At 37.8% G+C, this 17,032-nt stretch carries 19 protein-coding genes; 11 read left to right on the forward strand and 8 right to left on the reverse strand.

What is annotated here, in order from left to right; genetic code table 11:
- The first annotated feature begins 215 nt into the window (after window positions 1-215).
- Entirely contained in the window at window positions 216-1,511 is a 1,296-nt protein-coding gene (locus tag GJ691_RS18525; RefSeq protein WP_154369692.1) for a DEAD/DEAH box helicase, read from the forward strand.
- A gap of 37 nt (window positions 1,512-1,548) precedes the next feature.
- Here the strand turns inward: GJ691_RS18525 and GJ691_RS18530 are convergent, their stop codons facing one another.
- Entirely contained in the window at window positions 1,549-2,283 is a 735-nt protein-coding gene (locus tag GJ691_RS18530; RefSeq protein WP_154369694.1) for a response regulator, read from the reverse strand.
- 2 nt (window positions 2,284-2,285) lie between these two features.
- Window positions 2,286-4,241, reverse strand: coding sequence for a sensor histidine kinase (locus GJ691_RS18535; RefSeq protein WP_154369696.1), 1,956 nt, complete (start codon window positions 4,239-4,241; stop codon window positions 2,286-2,288).
- A gap of 209 nt (window positions 4,242-4,450) precedes the next feature.
- Between GJ691_RS18535 and GJ691_RS18540 the strand changes: the two genes are divergently transcribed.
- From GJ691_RS18540 to GJ691_RS18555, 4 genes are all read left to right on the forward strand, one after another.
- The gene (locus tag GJ691_RS18540; RefSeq protein ID WP_179955172.1) at window positions 4,451-4,969 is read left to right on the forward strand and encodes an ester cyclase; all 519 of its coding nucleotides are present in this window, start codon (window positions 4,451-4,453) and stop codon (window positions 4,967-4,969) included.
- A gap of 88 nt (window positions 4,970-5,057) precedes the next feature.
- Window positions 5,058-5,822: a hypothetical protein gene (locus tag GJ691_RS18545; protein WP_154369699.1), complete on the forward strand. Its 765-nt coding sequence runs from the start codon at window positions 5,058-5,060 to the stop codon at window positions 5,820-5,822.
- Window positions 5,823-5,879: 57 nt separating this feature from the next.
- Window positions 5,880-6,392: a nuclear transport factor 2 family protein gene (locus GJ691_RS18550; protein ID WP_154369701.1), complete on the forward strand. Its 513-nt coding sequence runs from the start codon at window positions 5,880-5,882 to the stop codon at window positions 6,390-6,392.
- Between the two features lie 123 nt (window positions 6,393-6,515).
- Window positions 6,516-7,397, forward strand: a complete 882-nt coding sequence (locus tag GJ691_RS18555) for an ester cyclase (protein WP_179955173.1) — start codon at window positions 6,516-6,518, stop codon at window positions 7,395-7,397.
- A gap of 78 nt (window positions 7,398-7,475) precedes the next feature.
- Here the strand turns inward: GJ691_RS18555 and GJ691_RS18560 are convergent, their stop codons facing one another.
- Entirely contained in the window at window positions 7,476-7,850 is a 375-nt protein-coding gene (locus GJ691_RS18560; RefSeq protein WP_154369705.1) for a glyoxalase superfamily protein, read from the reverse strand.
- 65 nt (window positions 7,851-7,915) lie between these two features.
- On the opposite strand from GJ691_RS18560, the gene GJ691_RS18565 reads away from it, so the two are divergent.
- Window positions 7,916-8,755, forward strand: coding sequence for an endonuclease/exonuclease/phosphatase family protein (locus GJ691_RS18565; protein ID WP_246200224.1), 840 nt, complete (start codon window positions 7,916-7,918; stop codon window positions 8,753-8,755).
- Window positions 8,755-9,357 (forward strand): FMN-binding negative transcriptional regulator, encoded by a 603-nt coding sequence (locus GJ691_RS18570; RefSeq protein ID WP_154369707.1) that lies wholly within the window; start codon window positions 8,755-8,757, stop codon window positions 9,355-9,357. Before GJ691_RS18565 ends, GJ691_RS18570 begins: the two co-directional genes overlap by 1 nt.
- 2 nt (window positions 9,358-9,359) lie before the next feature.
- Here the strand turns inward: GJ691_RS18570 and GJ691_RS18575 are convergent, their stop codons facing one another.
- Window positions 9,360-10,349, reverse strand: coding sequence for an NAD-dependent epimerase/dehydratase family protein (locus GJ691_RS18575; RefSeq protein WP_154369708.1), 990 nt, complete (start codon window positions 10,347-10,349; stop codon window positions 9,360-9,362).
- Between the two features lie 308 nt (window positions 10,350-10,657).
- Here GJ691_RS18575 and GJ691_RS18580 point away from each other — a divergent pair, with 308 nt between their 5' ends.
- Together GJ691_RS18580 and GJ691_RS18585 are read left to right on the forward strand one after the other, a co-directional pair.
- Window positions 10,658-11,998, forward strand: a complete 1,341-nt coding sequence (locus GJ691_RS18580; protein ID WP_179955174.1) for an MFS transporter — start codon at window positions 10,658-10,660, stop codon at window positions 11,996-11,998.
- Between the two features lie 202 nt (window positions 11,999-12,200).
- Complete coding sequence (locus GJ691_RS18585; protein ID WP_154369710.1) at window positions 12,201-12,623, forward strand: DUF2141 domain-containing protein; 423 nt, start codon at window positions 12,201-12,203, stop codon at window positions 12,621-12,623.
- 75 nt (window positions 12,624-12,698) lie between these two features.
- Here the strand turns inward: GJ691_RS18585 and GJ691_RS18590 are convergent, their stop codons facing one another.
- Window positions 12,699-13,178 (reverse strand): Dps family protein, encoded by a 480-nt coding sequence (locus GJ691_RS18590; protein WP_154369712.1) that lies wholly within the window; start codon window positions 13,176-13,178, stop codon window positions 12,699-12,701.
- A 102-nt stretch (window positions 13,179-13,280) separates the two neighbouring features.
- On the opposite strand from GJ691_RS18590, the gene GJ691_RS18595 reads away from it, so the two are divergent.
- A complete protein-coding gene (locus tag GJ691_RS18595) occupies window positions 13,281-14,222 on the forward strand; it encodes a LysR substrate-binding domain-containing protein (protein ID WP_154369714.1) in 942 nt (313 codons plus the stop codon).
- Here the strand turns inward: GJ691_RS18595 and GJ691_RS18600 are convergent, their stop codons facing one another.
- Both GJ691_RS18600 and GJ691_RS18605 read right to left on the reverse strand, forming a co-directional pair.
- Complete coding sequence (locus GJ691_RS18600) at window positions 14,223-14,618, reverse strand: hypothetical protein (RefSeq protein WP_154369716.1); 396 nt, start codon at window positions 14,616-14,618, stop codon at window positions 14,223-14,225.
- A gap of 110 nt (window positions 14,619-14,728) precedes the next feature.
- Window positions 14,729-14,926 carry a hypothetical protein gene (locus GJ691_RS18605; RefSeq protein ID WP_154369718.1) on the reverse strand — a complete coding sequence of 66 codons (198 nt, stop codon included), beginning with the start codon at window positions 14,924-14,926 and terminating at the stop codon, window positions 14,729-14,731.
- A 145-nt stretch (window positions 14,927-15,071) separates the two neighbouring features.
- On the opposite strand from GJ691_RS18605, the gene GJ691_RS18610 reads away from it, so the two are divergent.
- Window positions 15,072-16,340: a D-alanyl-D-alanine carboxypeptidase/D-alanyl-D-alanine-endopeptidase gene (locus GJ691_RS18610; RefSeq protein ID WP_154369720.1), complete on the forward strand. Its 1,269-nt coding sequence runs from the start codon at window positions 15,072-15,074 to the stop codon at window positions 16,338-16,340.
- 34 nt (window positions 16,341-16,374) lie between these two features.
- Here GJ691_RS18610 and nudK read toward each other — a convergent pair whose 3' ends face one another.
- Entirely contained in the window at window positions 16,375-16,959 is a 585-nt protein-coding gene (gene nudK, locus GJ691_RS18615) for a GDP-mannose pyrophosphatase NudK (protein WP_154369722.1), read from the reverse strand.
- Window positions 16,960-17,032: the final 73 nt, after the last annotated feature.

The raw sequence follows: 17,032 nt of genomic DNA on the forward strand, positions 1-17,032 counted from the left end.
TAACAATACTAGATCAATTGATCCCACTAATGCAGCTATCCATGGTTGTGGAGTATGTAATAGCCGATAAATAAATAAAAACCTTTTGCATATGTATACATCAAGACGACAACCAAAATATAACTAACTAAAAACAAGCATATTACACCAGATATCATTAGAAATGCCATTATCCCAACTATTCCACTACCTTTGCCGCTTATTCTTTACGATACATGACATTCAAAGATTTAGGCATTATTGAACCTATCCTCAAGGCACTAGACCAAGAGGGCTATACGCATCCAACACCGATCCAAGAGCAGTCCGTTCCCATTTTATTAGGAGGAAAAGACCTTTTGGGAGTTGCACAAACAGGAACAGGAAAAACAGCGGCTTTTGCGGTTCCGATCATACAACAGATTTATAATGACCATCACACACAAGGGCGCCATCGAAAAATAAAGGCGTTGGTCGTAACCCCCACAAGGGAACTGGCGATTCAAATCGGCGAAAGCTTTACCGCCTACGGTAAATTCACCGGAATCAAGAATACCGTGATATTCGGAGGTGTAAAACAAGGAAAACAGGTACAGGCCCTTAGAAACGGGGTCGATGTCCTCATTGCCACTCCTGGACGCTTACTCGACCTCATGAACCAAGGGTTTATTTCATTAAAAGATATAGAATATGTCGTTTTGGATGAAGCAGACCATATGCTTGATATGGGTTTTATACATGATATAAAAAAAATAATAGCCAAATTACCCACCAATAGGCAATCCTTATTCTTTTCAGCGACAATGCCTAAAGACATTGTTGAACTATCCCGCAAAATACTTGGTGATTTTGAACGGGTTACCGTGAAACCGGAACAAGCTACTGCAGAAAAGGTAGAACAAGCCGTATACTTCGTAAGCAAGGGGAACAAGGTTCATTTATTGGTTCATATGTTAGAAGAGAAACCGGATACTTCTGTTTTGGTTTTCTCACGAACCAAACATGGTGCGAATAAAATAGTCAAGAAATTGGGGCAGGCCGATATACGTGCTGCAGCCATTCATGGCAATAAATCCCAGACTGCCAGACAGAACGCCTTAAATGATTTTAAAAACGGATCGTTAAGGGTCTTAATTGCCACAGATATTGCCGCCAGGGGTATTGATGTTGATGACCTTTCCTTGGTAATCAACTACGACTTACCCAATGTACCCGAAACGTACGTACACCGAATCGGCAGAACGGGACGGGCAAATGCGAGTGGTATCGCCATTTCATTTTGCGACCAGGAAGAACGTCCTTATTTAAGGGATATTGAAAAGCTTATCAAATCAAATGTCCCAAAAATTTTGGAGCACCCTTACCACGAAGAAATATCTGAAGGGACACCTGCAAGAAAACAAGGTAACCAAAGATCCAAAAATTCGGGTCAAAACGGAAATCGCAATAAATCAAGAAGTACAAATTATAGGGGCAAAAACAATAGGAACCGAAGAAATAACAATCGTAATAGATCAGAAAGCCGGGATTAACCCCAAGTAAAACCTATAAAACGACCTTCCTATTTATTTAAATGGTCTGTAGACGGCTCAATAAGGTACCCCTATGCATTTTTGCGATAGGAATTACCTTTCTGCCAATTTCCAGATGATTTTCCGCAACGACATCAAGTTTGGTTATATTGACCATATATGATCTATGTACCCTCAAAAAAACAAGTTTGGACAATCGTTCTTGCATGGTCTTCAAGGTTGTTGCCAAAACAAATGCGTTCCCTTGGGTTACGATTCTACAATAATTCCTATCAGCTTCAATATATAGTATATCGGCCAATAACAATTTCACCATTCTACCTTTATGTCGTATAAAAATACGATCATCCAAAACCTTTAAAGTTATGTTTTCGCTTGATTTACCGTCCTTTACCAAGCGAATGTGTTGAACGACCAATTCAAAGGTTCGCTGTAATTGTATTGTATTCAAGGGCTTAGGAACAAAAGCGAACGGATGGGTTTCTTTAGCCCTTTTAAAGGAGGCCTCATCGGTATTCGCGGTTAGGTAAATAATAGGTATAACCAATATTTCATGAATGCGCAGAACAGTTTCCACACCATCTAACTCACCCCTTAAGTTGATATCCATCAAAATAATATCAGGACTATTTTCCCGCGCATGTTCTATTGCATCCTCCCCTCTGGTTTCAATACCTGTTACCTCATAACCTAAATTGGTCAATTGCATACTGATATTGGCTGCAATGATCATATCGTCTTCAACTACCAAGACCTTTATTTTACTATCCATGTTTACGCTGCTTTATAATATTGAAACTGAAAAGAAACGGTTGTCCCGTTTTCTATTTCCAATTGCATTTTACCATCTAACTGTCGAGTTAATAATTTCACCAACTTTGTTCCAAAACCCAATTCTGAAGTATTAACCTTAGAACCCACCCCATTATCAGAGACGTTCAAGAATAATTGTGATCCTGTTCTGAACATTGAAATAGTGACACGACCCAAAGAATTTTCGGGAAAGGCATATTTCATTGAATTGGTCAACAGTTCGTTTACGATAAGACCAATAGGTATGGCCGTATCAACATCCAACTCCATCTTATCCATATCAACAATCACTTCAATGTTATTTTGCCGGTCAAAAATATTGACGATGTAATTGGAGAGGTTGAAAAAATAAGACTTCATTTCTATTGCCGACAGACTTTTTTCTTGATATAACTTTTGATGAACCATACTCATACTTTGAATTCTCTGCTGGCTATTTTGCATGGCCTCCATAATCTTCCCATCATTTAACTCCGCAGATTGCAGTGCCAAAAGACTGGATACGATTTCGAGGTTGTTCTTGACCCTATGATGGATCTCTTTAAGAAGAAACTCCTTTTCCTCATTTTGTTTTTGAAGCATTTTGTTTTTTTTACCATTCGTCTTTAATGACTTATAGAGCAATAACAAGTAAAGAAGTAAGAGAAAAACAAGGGCCATGATCATTATTTGCCTTGTTTGTTGTTTCGAAATACGGGTTTGCTGTAATTGAATGGTGTTTTCTTTTTGGGCAACATCGTATTCGGTTCTAAGTTGTGAGATCCGCTGGTCGGCCTCTGCTGTAAAAATCCTGTCTTTTAGTTCATCATATACCGCGAAGGCCTGATAGGCTTTTTGATAATTATGATTGCCCGCGTAAGCCCTGCCCAATGTCTCGTAAGCCTGACTCAAATAAAACTCATCCCCAAAATCATCAGAGGCAATTTTTATGCTTTTTCTTAAGCTTTCTATGGCCGAAACATATTTACCTTGTATATTCTGTAATTTTCCGATAGACAACCATGAGCGCATCAACATAAAGTCATTGTCTAATAACTCGGCATACTTTACTGCATTTTCGCCAGCTTTCCTTGCTTCATCGAATTTATTCAAATAGGTATATAAATCTACTTTGGAAATATACACATCGCTTAGATTGTTATAAAAACCATATCGTTCACCAATAGCAATAGAATGATCATAATAATTGAGCGCCTTATCATAGGCTTTCAGCTCCAAATAATTATTCCCGACTACATATAATGTAAAACCATAATCCAGATCATTGATGGCACGCTGCTCAAAAATATCAACTGACCTTAAACCGTAATCCAATCCAGATTCAAACTTTGCTTGTTTCCAGAACAAATTACTTAAATCACTATATGCCAATGCCATAGCTTTCTTGTCGTTATGCTTTTCTCCAAGTTGCAAGGACAACATGGCATAATCCGCTGCACGGTCTAATTGTCCTTTTCGTTCAAAAACATATCCCAATTGTGTATAAAGAAACGGAAGGTCATATTCCAAGACCTTTTCTTTGGCTAGGGTCAAAACCGTCATTGCGCTATCCAATTTTTCCATTCGCAACAAAATTGCCCCCTGGGTAATCTGAAACCTCCCTTCCCATAAAGCATTGTTCTTTTCCTTGGTTAATTTCAAACCCCTTAGGGTAAAGTCCATAGACCGTTTTAAATTCCTTGTATGCCAATAATAAGCAAGGTCGTTGAGTATGGAAAATTGAAGAGAATCCGGTTTCGCAATAGGATAGGCTTCTTCTAGGACATCTAAATATGAAGGTCCAAAGTTATCGGTATCAACAAAAACTTTTTTGTAAGGTTTTTCGCGATCAAAGTCCACTATTTGGGAAATGCCCATAAAGCCACTGAAGAGGATAATGGCTAAAGTACTGGCAACCGTAAAAAGTCTTATTCTCATTTCTGGATTCTTTCACCGGGGGAAACGAGTTTTCTAAATATACAACTTTTTAGGAAGGATATGGCAGATAATAAAAAATGGGGTTTCGGACAGTTTTTACATTACCTCATCCTTATCGGCTTTCATCATGGAATGGAATTGCATTCCTTAGACTTCATAAAGTTTACACTTGTGGTGCCAAACGGTCATTGCTACTAACTAATGAAATTATGGGGAGATTGGGAATAGTTTTGGCCATAATAGCGCTACTCAGCACAAACTGTAAGCACAAGGTAAATATCGAAAAGAAGACGGCCCTTGAGCAAACTATGTCGAAAAACTTTGAAAATTTTATTGCAAATGCATGGAATCATAAAAATATGGACAGTTTAAAGTCACTTACCGTTGAAAACTTCACTCGTGAATTTAATGGGATAACGGTTGTTGAAAACAAAAACGAACTCGAAGCCAATATGAACATCTATTTTACCGGTTTTCCAGATTTGAAGGTATCAATAAAAAAAACCGCTGTCATTGACCATCATTTATTTACCAGTTGGATATTCGAAGGTACCAATACGGGAACGTTTGGGGAATCGCCCCCTACGGGGAAAAAAGTCGTAATAAACGGATTCTCGGAAATCACCTTTACTAATGAAGGCAAATTGATCAAAGAAGATGTTTACTACAATGAACTAGCGCTTTTACAACAATTGGGATATATGTTGACACCTCCAATTGTTGAATAACCCCCTAGGCCATGTATCATCGGATATCGAATACCTCCCACTATAATTAAATCAAAAACTATTTATTAATCCTTATACTAAGTAAATCATGAGAACTCTAAAAACAACAGTATTAATCGCAGCGATGCTTTTATTGCTTCCGAATTTGAACATTGCACAGGAAAGTAAAAACCAGGCCTTTTATGTTCATGAAGACCAAGTTAAACCTTCAATGGTACAAGAATATGAACAAATCTCCAAAGAATTCAAGGAGGCATGTACCAAGCACGACCTTCAAGATCTGAGTTGGGAGGTTGCCTCAACCTCATCAGGACGGTATTTCAACATTTCACCTATTAAGAACATGGCCGAACTGGACAAGAACGTTATGGCCCCATTAGCTGAAAAAATGGGTGAAGAAGCATTTATGGACATGTTCAAACGATTCAATAAATGCTACGACAAACACGGGGATTATATTGTATATCTCAATGAAGAATTAACCTATATGCCCGAAGGCATAAGTATTACGACCGAGGGCCAAAATTATAGAAAATGGCATTTTTTACATGTAACCCCAGAAAACATACAAAACCTTAAAGGAAAACTTAAGGAACTGAAGGCCTTATTCACGAAGAAGGGATCAAAGGAATACTACCGCATTTACCATAACGGATTCGGTAACATGGGAGACTATTATATTGCCATTTTATCCGCAGTTGACGAGGAGGACTATGCCAAAAAATCAAAGGCGAATCAAGTTCTTTTAGGGGAGGAAGGTAAAATGTTATTCGATGAAATCTTCAAATATGTATCTAAATATGAAGTTGAATCAGGAGGCATGCACCCAGAATTGGCGTATTCACCAAAATAATATATCTCCGATTTAAATTTTATAAGAATCATTACCAATCACGTAAATATTACGAGCATGAAAAATCTAAGTTTACTATTACTCACTGCAATTCTTTTTATAGGATGCCAACAAAAAGGGCAGAAAAGGTATACGCAAAAATCACCTGAAATCGATACGGTTAAAAAACTGACAGCTAATTATAACAATAAATCATACGATATCAACCTATATGCCGATACCGCCAAGACCTATTACAACACCAAAGACAATCACATGTCCCCTTCCGAAACCATCGCATACCATAAACAAAATGACGCGGTTTATTCAAAAAGAGGTTTTTTGGAAGCTGATCAGGAATATGAAATGGTAGTCACCGATGATGGTGAAACATGGGTGAATTGTTGGTTGGACTGGGAAGCTACCTTAGCAGCGAACAATCAGAAATACGATATGCCCGTTCACCTCACTTATCAATTTGTTAATGGGAAAATAGTGAAGGAATATGGGTATTGGGACCCCTCGGCACTTGTATTGGCATTTAATGAAGCAGAGGCTAAAAAAGTTGCCGATGAAGAAGAATCCGATTAGTACATCCATCCTGTTGAAGATAACAGAATAATTAAAACAAAAACCAAACCCGGCAGAAACATACGCTGAACATTTTTCGGGGGAACAATGCTAGCACCCTGTCGGGTTTACAATGAATTGACCATGAATAAACAAATTCAAATTCTGTATTTTTTCATCATTACATGTATACTATCATGTTCTAATGAAAACAAGCAATTAACCGCCAATATCAATATGTATTCCAATACTTGGGATGAAGTACTGAACAATGGCAAACTAGATTTGATCAATGATGAACATTTTGATACCAATGTTACGTTACTCATGTCCCCTGAAAATATTGTGGGTATTGAGAATGTAAAGGATTTTTATGCAAACTATCTGAACGGATTTTCCGATATCGAATTCAGTATTGTAGATATATTCGGCCAAGGTGACAAAATGGTAAAGCATTGGCATTTTAAAGGGAAGCATACCGGCGAATTTTTTGGGATTCCGGCAACGGGTAAATCAGTGGATATAGATGGCGTTACCCTGATTGGCATGAAAAATGACAAAATTGCCTTAGAACAGGACTTCATGGACAATATGGATTTTATGCAACAATTGGGAATCCTCTCAAACCCTGACAATGTCGTAGTGATCAACACCTTGTACAATGCTTTTGCAGCTGGTGACATTCCCTCAGTTTTAAAATTGTTGGATGCCAATGTAGTCTGGAATGAAGCTGAAGGTAATATCTATGCAAAAGGTAACCCGTATTTAGGGCCAGATGCCGTCCTTAATGTAGTTTTCACCCCAATAGGAAAGGATTACGACTATTTTAATCTGGAAAATATAGAACTTCATGAAATGTACGAAAACCAGGTTCTTGCCAGTCTACGGTACAAAGGCAAATTAAAGAAAAACGGAGCCCATATAGATGCTCAAGTAGCACATTTATGGACACTTAAGAACAATAAGATCATCGGCTTTCAACAATATGTCGACACCAAACAACTTGCAGATGCAAATAAGAAGTAGAGAATTACAAGAACCGGTAAAAACTATACTTTAACAAAACCCGTTTATAAACGGGTTTTTTTGATTTTTGGCAACATATTATCTATCCCTATAAAAGGTCAACCCATTTTCAAAAGGATCGTAGAAGGCAAATTCTTTTGTTCCCCAAGCTGTTTCCCTTAAAAGGGTATGGGCATTAAAAACATCTTTTTCAAAATATTCCTCATAAAGTGCCTCAATATGCTGGGTAACAATGCGGACCATTGGTCTATTTACAGAATACTCCCATTCCCGGGAATCGTGCCATTGTAAATGTATCTCAATCGCATCTCGAATAACACCGGCATAGGTCGGTTTTTTACTATCATCTGCAAAGGCTATTTTAAAACCTAATCGATTTACATAAAAATCAAGTGCCTCAACCACATCCTTTACAGGAAGAACCGGATGAATTTGATGTAAATACCCTTTCATATTTATAATTTGATCATATATAAGTACCTTGTGTATTAATTTACAAAAAAATAAAATCACATATTTTGAATACACGATTCACCCTCTTTCTACTATTGGTCTTTATTGTTAAAGTAACTCAGAGTCAAGAACTCAGGACAATGACTTATAACATCAAATACGACAACATAAACGATACGGTGAACAACTGGAACGACCGCAAGGAAAGCATGGTAAAACTAATAGAACACTATGAACCTGCTGTACTTGGAATGCAAGAAGTACTTCACCGCCAATTGACCTATATCGACAGTGCTTTAACAGATTACTCCCATATTGGGGTAGGCCGTGATGACGGACGACAAAAAGGGGAATACTCCCCCATATTTTATGACCATACCAAACTTAAGGTCTTAAAAAGCAATACGTTCTGGTTATCCCCTACGCCTGAAAAGATCTCAAAAGGATGGGATGCCGCTTTGGAACGCATTTGTACCTACGCACTTTTTGAAAACAAGACAGACCAAAGTAAATTCTACTTCTTCAACACACATTTTGACCATAGGGGGGTTATTGCCCGGGAAAAATCGGCCGAATTGATCCTTAAAAAAATCCAAGAAATAAATGACAAAGGTTACCCAGTGATTTTAACGGGGGATTTTAACCTTAGTCCTATGGAAAAACCTATTCAACTACTTAAAAAGAACCTACAAGAGGGCATGGACCATACCCTGAAACCGTTTTATGGGCCTAGTGGAACCTTCAGTGGTTTTGACCATAATAGAACGTTGGACCATAAAATCGATTATATATTTGTAAAAGGATTTAAAGTACTATCTTATATACATATTGATGACCGTATGGAAAACAATAAACATATTTCGGACCATCTACCTGTTATGGCAACCTTGGAAAAAGAAAAATAATGTATATACCCCATAAATATAAAAACGGGAATATAACTGAAGTGAAAGATTTCCTAACCAAAAATAGTTTTGGCATATTGGTGAACCAAGTCGATGGTAAGCCATGGGCCACTCATATTCCGATGGAATTGGAAACTACCGATGACGGTAAGGATGTATTGATTAGCCATATTGCCAAAGCCAATCCCCAATGGAAACACTTTGCTGAAAATGACAATGTTCTATGTATTTTCAACGGTCCGCACAGTTATATCTCCTCTTCTTGGTACAAAGAGGAAGAAGTCCCCACATGGAATTACATTGCGGTTCATGTTTACGGAAAAATCAAGATTTTAACCGAAGAAGAAGTAATGGCATCCATGCACAAATTGGTTGATAAATACGAGTTGAATTCCAAAAAACCCATTTCTCTACATAATTTGTCTGAAAAGACCTTGCGACAAGTAAAAGGAGTAGTTGGTTTTCAAATCACCATAGAAAGTATTCAGGCGGCCTACAAACTTTCCCAAGGCCGGGAACATGACCATGAACGTATAATAGAAGAACTGGAAAACACCAACAACCCCAACGCAAGGGATATTGCAAATAGGATGAAAGAATAATCCTAAGCTTTAATTGATTTATATTTTTTTAAAATACGATCGATCTTTTCATTGCTTTCAGGATTTATGAATTTCCTTTCCGGATTTTCATCCAACCACTGCAAAGTCCTTTTAATTCCTGTGGCAAAAGGAATGGTAGCCCTAAATTCAGGTACAAAAGTCTTTATTTTGGTATTGTCGAAAATAACGCTTTCGGCCTTATCGGCCAGAAGTGTACCGGTATAGGAAGGTTCTACCGAACAAATGAAATCAGAGGCTATATGTACCACCCGAGCTTCTATTCCCAAACTATCGGCTAGAATCTTGTAAATCATATTCCAACTTAAAATTTCATCGGAAGTAATGTGAAAGGCATGGCCAATGGCCTGTGTTAATCCCAACAAACCAACAAAACCCTTCGCGAAATCATCGGAATGGGTAACGGTCCATAAAGAGGTACCATCACCATGTATGATTATCTCCTTTCCTTTTAGAATCCTATCCGCTGCGGTATATTCATTAAACCCTCCTATGGCTATGGGTATTACGGTATCATAGGTAAGGGACGGGCGCACAATGGTAATCGGAAACCCTTCCTCGCGATAAGCCCTTTGTAATCTATCTTCACATTTAATCTTGTTTTCGGAATAATCCCATAAGGTGTTACAGAGAGGTGTGGACTCAGTAATAATCGGGTAGCTCAAAGGGGTTTGGTAACATGAGGCAGAACTAATGAATATGTACTGTTTGGTCTTTCCTTTAAAAAGCAAGATATCCCTTTCAATATCCTGAGGGGTAAAAGCGATCCAATTGACCACAACATCCCAATCATGCTTTTCCAATTCAGATAATTGTTCGCGTTTCGTTATGTCTCCCAGGATTTTCTTGGCCCCTACAATTCTATTCTCCGAATTTCCCCGGTTTAAATGGTAAAGGTCAATACCTTTCTCTATGGCCAAACGACTTGAGGCCGAACTAATATTACCGGTACCCCCAATAAACAATACTTTCATGGAAATAGTTTTTTTTAAATAAAAATTGAAGTTAGAAATAAAAGATGAGAATGACTACTCCATCCCTTCCTAATACTTGATAAAAAAAACGTGTTTACGCTTAACTTATCACGCTAAAGTAAATCTACTTATAACATCAAAAATCGATTAACAGTAGCCCCTCAAATACCTTTTCATTGCTAGGAATATTAGCGAAATGGAAACATAGAATATCACCTAAGAAAATAGCAATCGTTTATAGTCCAAAATAATTAAAAGCGCTAATTTTATAGTCGTTTAAATTCATTCCAACCTAAATAAATAATTACATGTCTCAAGTATCCATCAGCTCCCAAAAACCTAAGTTATCATTTTGGCAAATCTGGAATATGAGCTTCGGGTTTTTAGGGATTCAATTTGGTTTTGCCTTGCAAAATGCCAATGTCAGCCGAATTTTCGAAACCCTAGGAGCTTCAAAAGATGAACTCCCAATCCTCTGGCTAGCAGCTCCTGTTACTGGGCTTTTGATACAACCCATTATCGGATATTACAGCGATCGCACATGGCATAAGAAATGGGGGCGTCGAAGACCTTTTTTCGCCATAGGGGCCATCTTGGCGACCATAGCATTGTTTACCATGCCCAATTCAACGGCATTATGGATGGCCGTGATAATGCTTTGGTTAATGGATGCTTCAATAAATATAAGTATGGAGCCGTTCAGGGCTTTTGTTGGGGATATGTTGCCCAATGAGCAACGTACAAGTGGTTTTGCCATGCAAAGTTTTTTCATTGGAATTGGGGCCGTAGTCGCTTCCGCACTTCCTTATATCTTCACCAATTGGTTCGGCATCAGCAATATAGCAACTGATGGAGGAATCCCAGATGCAGTAAAATGGTCATTTTATGTTGGTGGTATCGCCTATTTCAGTGCGGTAATGTGGACCGTTTTCAACACAGAGGAATACCCACCCGATGATGTTGAAAAGTTAAAATTGGAAAATGCACAAACAGGTGTATTTACAGGCTTGGCGGAATCCTTTATAGGTATTTTCAAAATGCCCAAAACAATGGTTCAATTGGCGTTTGTACAATTTTTTTCATGGTTTGCCCTATTCGCCATGTGGATCTATACAACATCGGCCGTAACTAGCCATGTGTATGGAGCAACGGACACCACATCAGCACTATATAACGAAGGTGCCAATTGGGTAGGCATCTGTTTTGCCATCTATAATGGAATAGCGGCTGTCGTTGCCTTTTTATTACCTGTAATCGCCAAAAAAACGAGTAGACGAATAACCCACTTATTGGCGTTGTTCATCGGAGGGCTTGGACTCATTTCCATTTATTTCATCACCGACCCCAATATGCTTTTGGTATCGATGGTAGGTATTGGTATAGCTTGGGCCAGTATTCTTTCTATGCCTTATGCCATACTCTCCAGCATTTTACCTGCCAAGAAAATGGGCTACTATATGGGCGTATTCAATTTCTTTATCGTAATCCCCCAAATTGTAGCTGCGGGAATACTAGGTTTTATGTTGAAATCATTTTTTAATAATGATGCCATTTATGCAATGATTATCGGGGGTGTTTCGTTTTTCATAGCTGGTTTGTTGTGCTTGATCGTACATGATAATGAAAATTCCGTTGAAAGTACGGAATAACTTATCCAAGACTTTATTCCTTAAATCATACGAACATAAAGGCCAAAAGATCCTATAATTCTTTTCGTGTACTTTATGGCAATTACATTATTGCCATAAAATACAGTTCAGTCCCACAAAACAACAATTGGGTCAATGTAGTTTTTAAAAAGTGGGTAATTAGTGGAGTTTTGAAGCATCATTAACAAATAAACCACGATAGATGAAAACTTTAGCACTTATTATCACTTTAATCCTTACCAACCTAATCGCAACTGCCCAAGACCCTCAAGAAGGTATTACGTTGACTGTACATATCGAAAATGTAATGAACGATAACGGTAAGGTTCTGGCAACCTTGCACAATTCAGAAACCTTTATGAAAGGAGCAGGTGTTGACTATGCATCGGCAGACAGCAAAAAAGGCCAATTGACCCTTACCTTTGAGAACATTACTCCCGGTGAATATGCCGTTATGTTACTACATGATGAGAACAATAACAAACAAATGGATTTTGAAGCCAACGGAATGCCCAAAGAAAACTATGCCACTAGTGGTAGTATGCAATTATATGGGCCACCGACTTTTGATGCCTCAAAATTTGAAGTTACCGATGAAGATATTGAGTTCAATATTAGATTTTAGACAACCATCATCAATCAAAAAATAAAAAAGGCTTCCAAGATGGAAGCCTTTTTTCTGTCAATATTCCAGAAACTACTAAATATCTTCTGCCAACCATGCTTTCATCATCCAAACGGTTTTTTCCTGTTCAGAGATAAAATCGCTCATCATTGAATTTGTTCCTTCATCTTCAGCTTCATCGGAAGCATTTAAAAGCTTACGCTCGATCATTAACAATTGCGTCAATGATTCCACGATCAAACGTATGGCTTCCTCATCCTTGGTGACATTCTTACCTACCGGCACCTTGGAATTAGCTATATAATCCTCAAAAGTATGCAAAGGCACTCCTCCTAAGGTAAGGATACGTTCGGCTATCTCATCTACTTTCATATTCGCATCATCATAAAGCTCTTCAAACTTAACATGAAGGTCAAAAAAACGTTTCCCCTTAATATTCCAATGAATACCCCTTAAATTCTGGTAATATCTTTGAAAATTTGCTAATAACTCGTTTAAATCATCACTTAAAGCCAATGATTTTTCGGCATTTAAACCAATACTATTGTAAGACATAATGTTTGTTTTTATTGTGATATAAAATTAATGAATATTCAGCCTTTTGAGGGTAGTTTTGATCGTTAGTTTTTATATTTTTATAAGCTGAAATTATAATCCATGACCATTACTCAATTACAGTATGTATTGGCTGTTGCCGAGCACAAGAATTTTACTTTGGCCGCCCAAAAAAGTTTTGTTACTCAACCTACGTTAAGTATGCAAGTACAAAAACTTGAAGATGAATTGGACGTACTCATTTTTGACCGTGCAAAAAAACCGATCGCTGTTACCGAGGTAGGGGAAAAAATTGTGGAGCAGGCGAAAAACATCGTTAACGAAGCAAATCGCATCAAGGATATCGTAGATCAGGACAAGGGTTTTATCGGTGGTGATTATACATTGGGTATTATACCTACCATTATGCCCACACTTTTACCCATGTTCCTAAAAACATTTATTAAACAGTATCCAAAAGTTAACCTGATCATTAAAGAACAAAATACCGAAAACCTTATTCGTAATATCCAAGATGGCCATATAGATGCAGCTATTGCAGCTACTCCCTTAGAAATTGAATTCATTAAGGAAAGGCCTTTATATTATGAACCTTTTGTGGGTTATGTACCGCCGAACCATAGATTGGCTAACTCAACAAAACTTGATCCGTCGGACCTGGATATCTCGGATATACTCTTATTGCGAGACGGGCACTGTTTTAGGGATGGTGTCATCAACCTCTGTAATGCGACCAAAAATTATGGGGAAGAACATTTTAGATTACAGAGTGGTAGTTTCGAGACCTTGGTAAACTTATCGAATGAAGGACTTGGAATGACCCTCTTACCCTACCTGAACACCCTTGACCTGGATGAGAGCAAAAAGAAATACTTAAAACATTTCAATGCCCCCTCCCCTGCTCGTGAAGTGAGTTTGATTTATCATAAGAGTGAATTGAAAATTCAAATTACGGAGGCATTAAGGGATGTTATTTCGGGAATTGTGAGAGGTGCGATTGCCTTTCAGGATGTAAAGATCATCAGTCCGATCAACAAATCGTGATCAATCGATTTTTTTAAATCGATATGAACATTCCTCAATACAACCTAAAAAACCCAAGATCAATTTGCTTTCCTCAAATGAAATGAGGTAAACAGGTTCATACAGCTCAGAATTACACAAAAACCGTAGATAAAGCCTTTCCTCACCAATGGCAAAAGTACCATTTACCGGTGCTTTACAGCCTTCCCACTTAGAAAGTTGCAACGTACCGTCCTTACTGAATTCATAAACCACACCATCATCAACGAAGGTCCAATCAACAATGCCGCCGGGACTTATTTTTGTTGCCTCAAGTTGCCATTTTCCGATAATGTCGTGTATAATAACATCACCATTCAAATCATCATCAGTACAACCCAGCAACATTACGAACAAAAATGGAAAAAGGTACCTCATCAATTTCTTACTACGATTTACGTACGGTATATTAAATTATATACGGTACAAAAGCAATTGTGGTTGTCCTAATCCCTCAAAAAAAAACCACCCTCACGGGTGGTTATACATTATGCTTTTAATAAAATAAGACTATCCTGTAATTGCGGTTTGTCGGTAATGAACTGTTGTACCCAGTACTTCAGTTCTTCAATTTCGGCCGGCAGTAGTCTTTTTACTGCCTTTTCTAACTCTTTACAAAAGAGTTTAGCGTCAAAACTAACTTTTTTCAGTACCGTTTTAGTGTACTCAAACATAGCTCTTGCCATATTCCAAAATATTTAATTAGTTGTTGTTTACTCAAAGTTAACTATAAAATCAGATACATTATTGCTTGCAAATCGTTAAATATTCAATAAATTCCTGTTAATTTAATAATCATAGGAAGAAATTGATAAATTTCACGATAAAGGCATGAGAAAAATCGTTGTTCTACTTTTATTAACTATCTTATTCACAAGCTGTTCCAGTGCTAAAAGGCAGATATCAAAAGAAATCGGAAGCCAACTGAAAACCAAGGCGTACAAGAACCAATTCACCGGATTATTGTTGGTTGATGCTAAAACTAAAGATACTTTGTTCAAAAGTAACAGTACCAAGTTTTTTACACCTGCCAGTAACACCAAGATATATACACTTTACGCAGCTTTAAAATTGATCCCCGAAAGAATACCTGTCCTCGAATATATTGTTCGGCATGATACACTTTATGTTCAAGGTACGGGTAACCCAACCAATTTACACCCGTATTTCAATGATAGTACAGCGGTTAATTTTATGAAACCCTATGAACACATTGTTCTTTACCTAAACAATTTTCAAGATGACAAATATGGTCCGGGTTGGTCGTGGGACGATTATCAATATTACTATTCTCCCGAGCGTAGTGGGCTTCCCCTTTATGGCAACGTGCTAACTATTGAAAATGGAGATGGCCTTAGGGTCTTCCCTGAATATTTCAGTGACAGTATTGTACCAATAAAGCATTCATATCGGCGCGAACCCAATCGGAACATGTTCTATTTTGACCCTAAACAGAAAGACACTCTTGAAATTCCTTTGGTGACCGATAGTAGTCTTACACGAGATTTATTGGAGAAAGTACTGGGTAAAAAAGTCAAAATCACCAATTCAAAACCGATTGGGGAACATAAGGTTTTATTTGGAATACATGCTGATACAGTTTATAAAAGGATGATGGAAGTAAGTGACAATTTCCTTGCAGAACAGTTATTGTTCGTAGCCTCTTCTACGATTTCTGACACATTGAACAGTGCCAAAGCACGGAAATATGTGCTAGAAAAACACTTGGCCGATTTACGACAACCGCCCAGATGGGTTGATGGTTCTGGACTTTCTCGATATAACCTGTTCACACCGGAATCCATGGTTCATGTTTTGGACAAGCTTTATACAGAAATCCCCGAAGAAAGATTATTTCAATTTTTCCCTACCGGAGGAGTTAACGGTACGTTGGAAGATTGGTACCCTGGCGACCCCGAACCCTATATCCATGCAAAAACCGGCAGCTTAAGCAATAATCATTGTTTAAGTGGTTATTTACTGACCAAATCAGGAAAAACAGTGATTTTCAGTTTTATGAACAACCATTTTACCGAAAATTCTTCCGAAGTAAAAAAACGGATGCAAAGTATCTTAGAAAAAGTACGGGACACGTATTAATTAAGATCCGGATTATAAGGAAGAAGATTTACTATCAAACAACCAATCCGTTTACTTGGGCGTATTGCAACAATATAATAGTCTTTGCATCTTTGATTTCACCTGACTTGATCATATCAATGGCTTCTTGAAAAGGCATCTCCAAAACTTCTATATTCTCGGTTTCATGGTCCACACCACCTCCTTCACTTACTTTCATACCGTCTTCATAGGTTGCGACAAAATAATGCAAAACCTCGGTTACGGCACCAGGCGAGCTATATGCTTCAAATATTTTATGTACTTCACCAATCTTGTAACCTGTTTCTTCTTCCACTTCTTTCTTAATACAAACCTCAGGATGATCGCCATCTAAAAGTCCGGCACAGACCTCGACCATCATTCCATCTTCATTGCCATTTACATATGTGGGCATCCTAAATTGCCGTGTTAACACAACTGTACCTTTCTCTTTGTTATATAATAAGATAGCCGCCCCATTTCCCCGATCGTACACTTCACGGGATTGGGCTTCCCAAGTACCATCCTCCCTTTCATATTCAAAGGTCATTTTATTCAGAATGTACCAATTATCCGATAACAATTCGGTTTCTATATTCCTTATGCTTCCTTTTTCCAAAATCCTTCTGGTTTTTATAACTGTTATTTATTGAAACCCCATTTAAAATGTCGATAAAAATAATGGGACATTA

The sequence above is a fragment of the Maribacter luteus genome (assembly GCF_009674825.1).
GTDB classification, from domain to species: domain Bacteria; phylum Bacteroidota; class Bacteroidia; order Flavobacteriales; family Flavobacteriaceae; genus Maribacter_A; species Maribacter_A luteus.

Bases quoted from the DNA above. Each gene is read 5' to 3' on its own strand.
- GJ691_RS18575 (WP_154369708.1), bottom strand. From the start codon at position 10,349: ATGAAAGTATTGTTTATTGGGGGTACCGGTAATATTAGTTCGGCCTCA.
- GJ691_RS18610 (WP_154369720.1), top strand. From the start codon at position 15,072: ATGAGAAAAATCGTTGTTCTACTTTTATTAACTATCTTATTCACAAGC.
- GJ691_RS18535 (WP_154369696.1), bottom strand. From the start codon at position 4,241: ATGAGAATAAGACTTTTTACGGTTGCCAGTACTTTAGCCATTATCCTC.
- GJ691_RS18525 (WP_154369692.1), top strand. From the start codon at position 216: ATGACATTCAAAGATTTAGGCATTATTGAACCTATCCTCAAGGCACTA.
- GJ691_RS18530 (WP_154369694.1), bottom strand. From the start codon at position 2,283: ATGGATAGTAAAATAAAGGTCTTGGTAGTTGAAGACGATATGATCATT.
- GJ691_RS18605 (WP_154369718.1), bottom strand. From the start codon at position 14,926: ATGGCAAGAGCTATGTTTGAGTACACTAAAACGGTACTGAAAAAAGTT.
- GJ691_RS18545 (WP_154369699.1), top strand. From the start codon at position 5,058: ATGAGAACTCTAAAAACAACAGTATTAATCGCAGCGATGCTTTTATTG.
- GJ691_RS18560 (WP_154369705.1), bottom strand. From the start codon at position 7,850: ATGAAAGGGTATTTACATCAAATTCATCCGGTTCTTCCTGTAAAGGAT.
- GJ691_RS18540 (WP_179955172.1), top strand. From the start codon at position 4,451: ATGGGGAGATTGGGAATAGTTTTGGCCATAATAGCGCTACTCAGCACA.
- GJ691_RS18570 (WP_154369707.1), top strand. From the start codon at position 8,755: ATGTATATACCCCATAAATATAAAAACGGGAATATAACTGAAGTGAAA.
- GJ691_RS18590 (WP_154369712.1), bottom strand. From the start codon at position 13,178: ATGTCTTACAATAGTATTGGTTTAAATGCCGAAAAATCATTGGCTTTA.
- GJ691_RS18595 (WP_154369714.1), top strand. From the start codon at position 13,281: ATGACCATTACTCAATTACAGTATGTATTGGCTGTTGCCGAGCACAAG.
- GJ691_RS18580 (WP_179955174.1), top strand. From the start codon at position 10,658: ATGTCTCAAGTATCCATCAGCTCCCAAAAACCTAAGTTATCATTTTGG.
- GJ691_RS18555 (WP_179955173.1), top strand. From the start codon at position 6,516: ATGAATAAACAAATTCAAATTCTGTATTTTTTCATCATTACATGTATA.
- GJ691_RS18585 (WP_154369710.1), top strand. From the start codon at position 12,201: ATGAAAACTTTAGCACTTATTATCACTTTAATCCTTACCAACCTAATC.
- GJ691_RS18550 (WP_154369701.1), top strand. From the start codon at position 5,880: ATGAAAAATCTAAGTTTACTATTACTCACTGCAATTCTTTTTATAGGA.
- GJ691_RS18600 (WP_154369716.1), bottom strand. From the start codon at position 14,618: ATGAGGTACCTTTTTCCATTTTTGTTCGTAATGTTGCTGGGTTGTACT.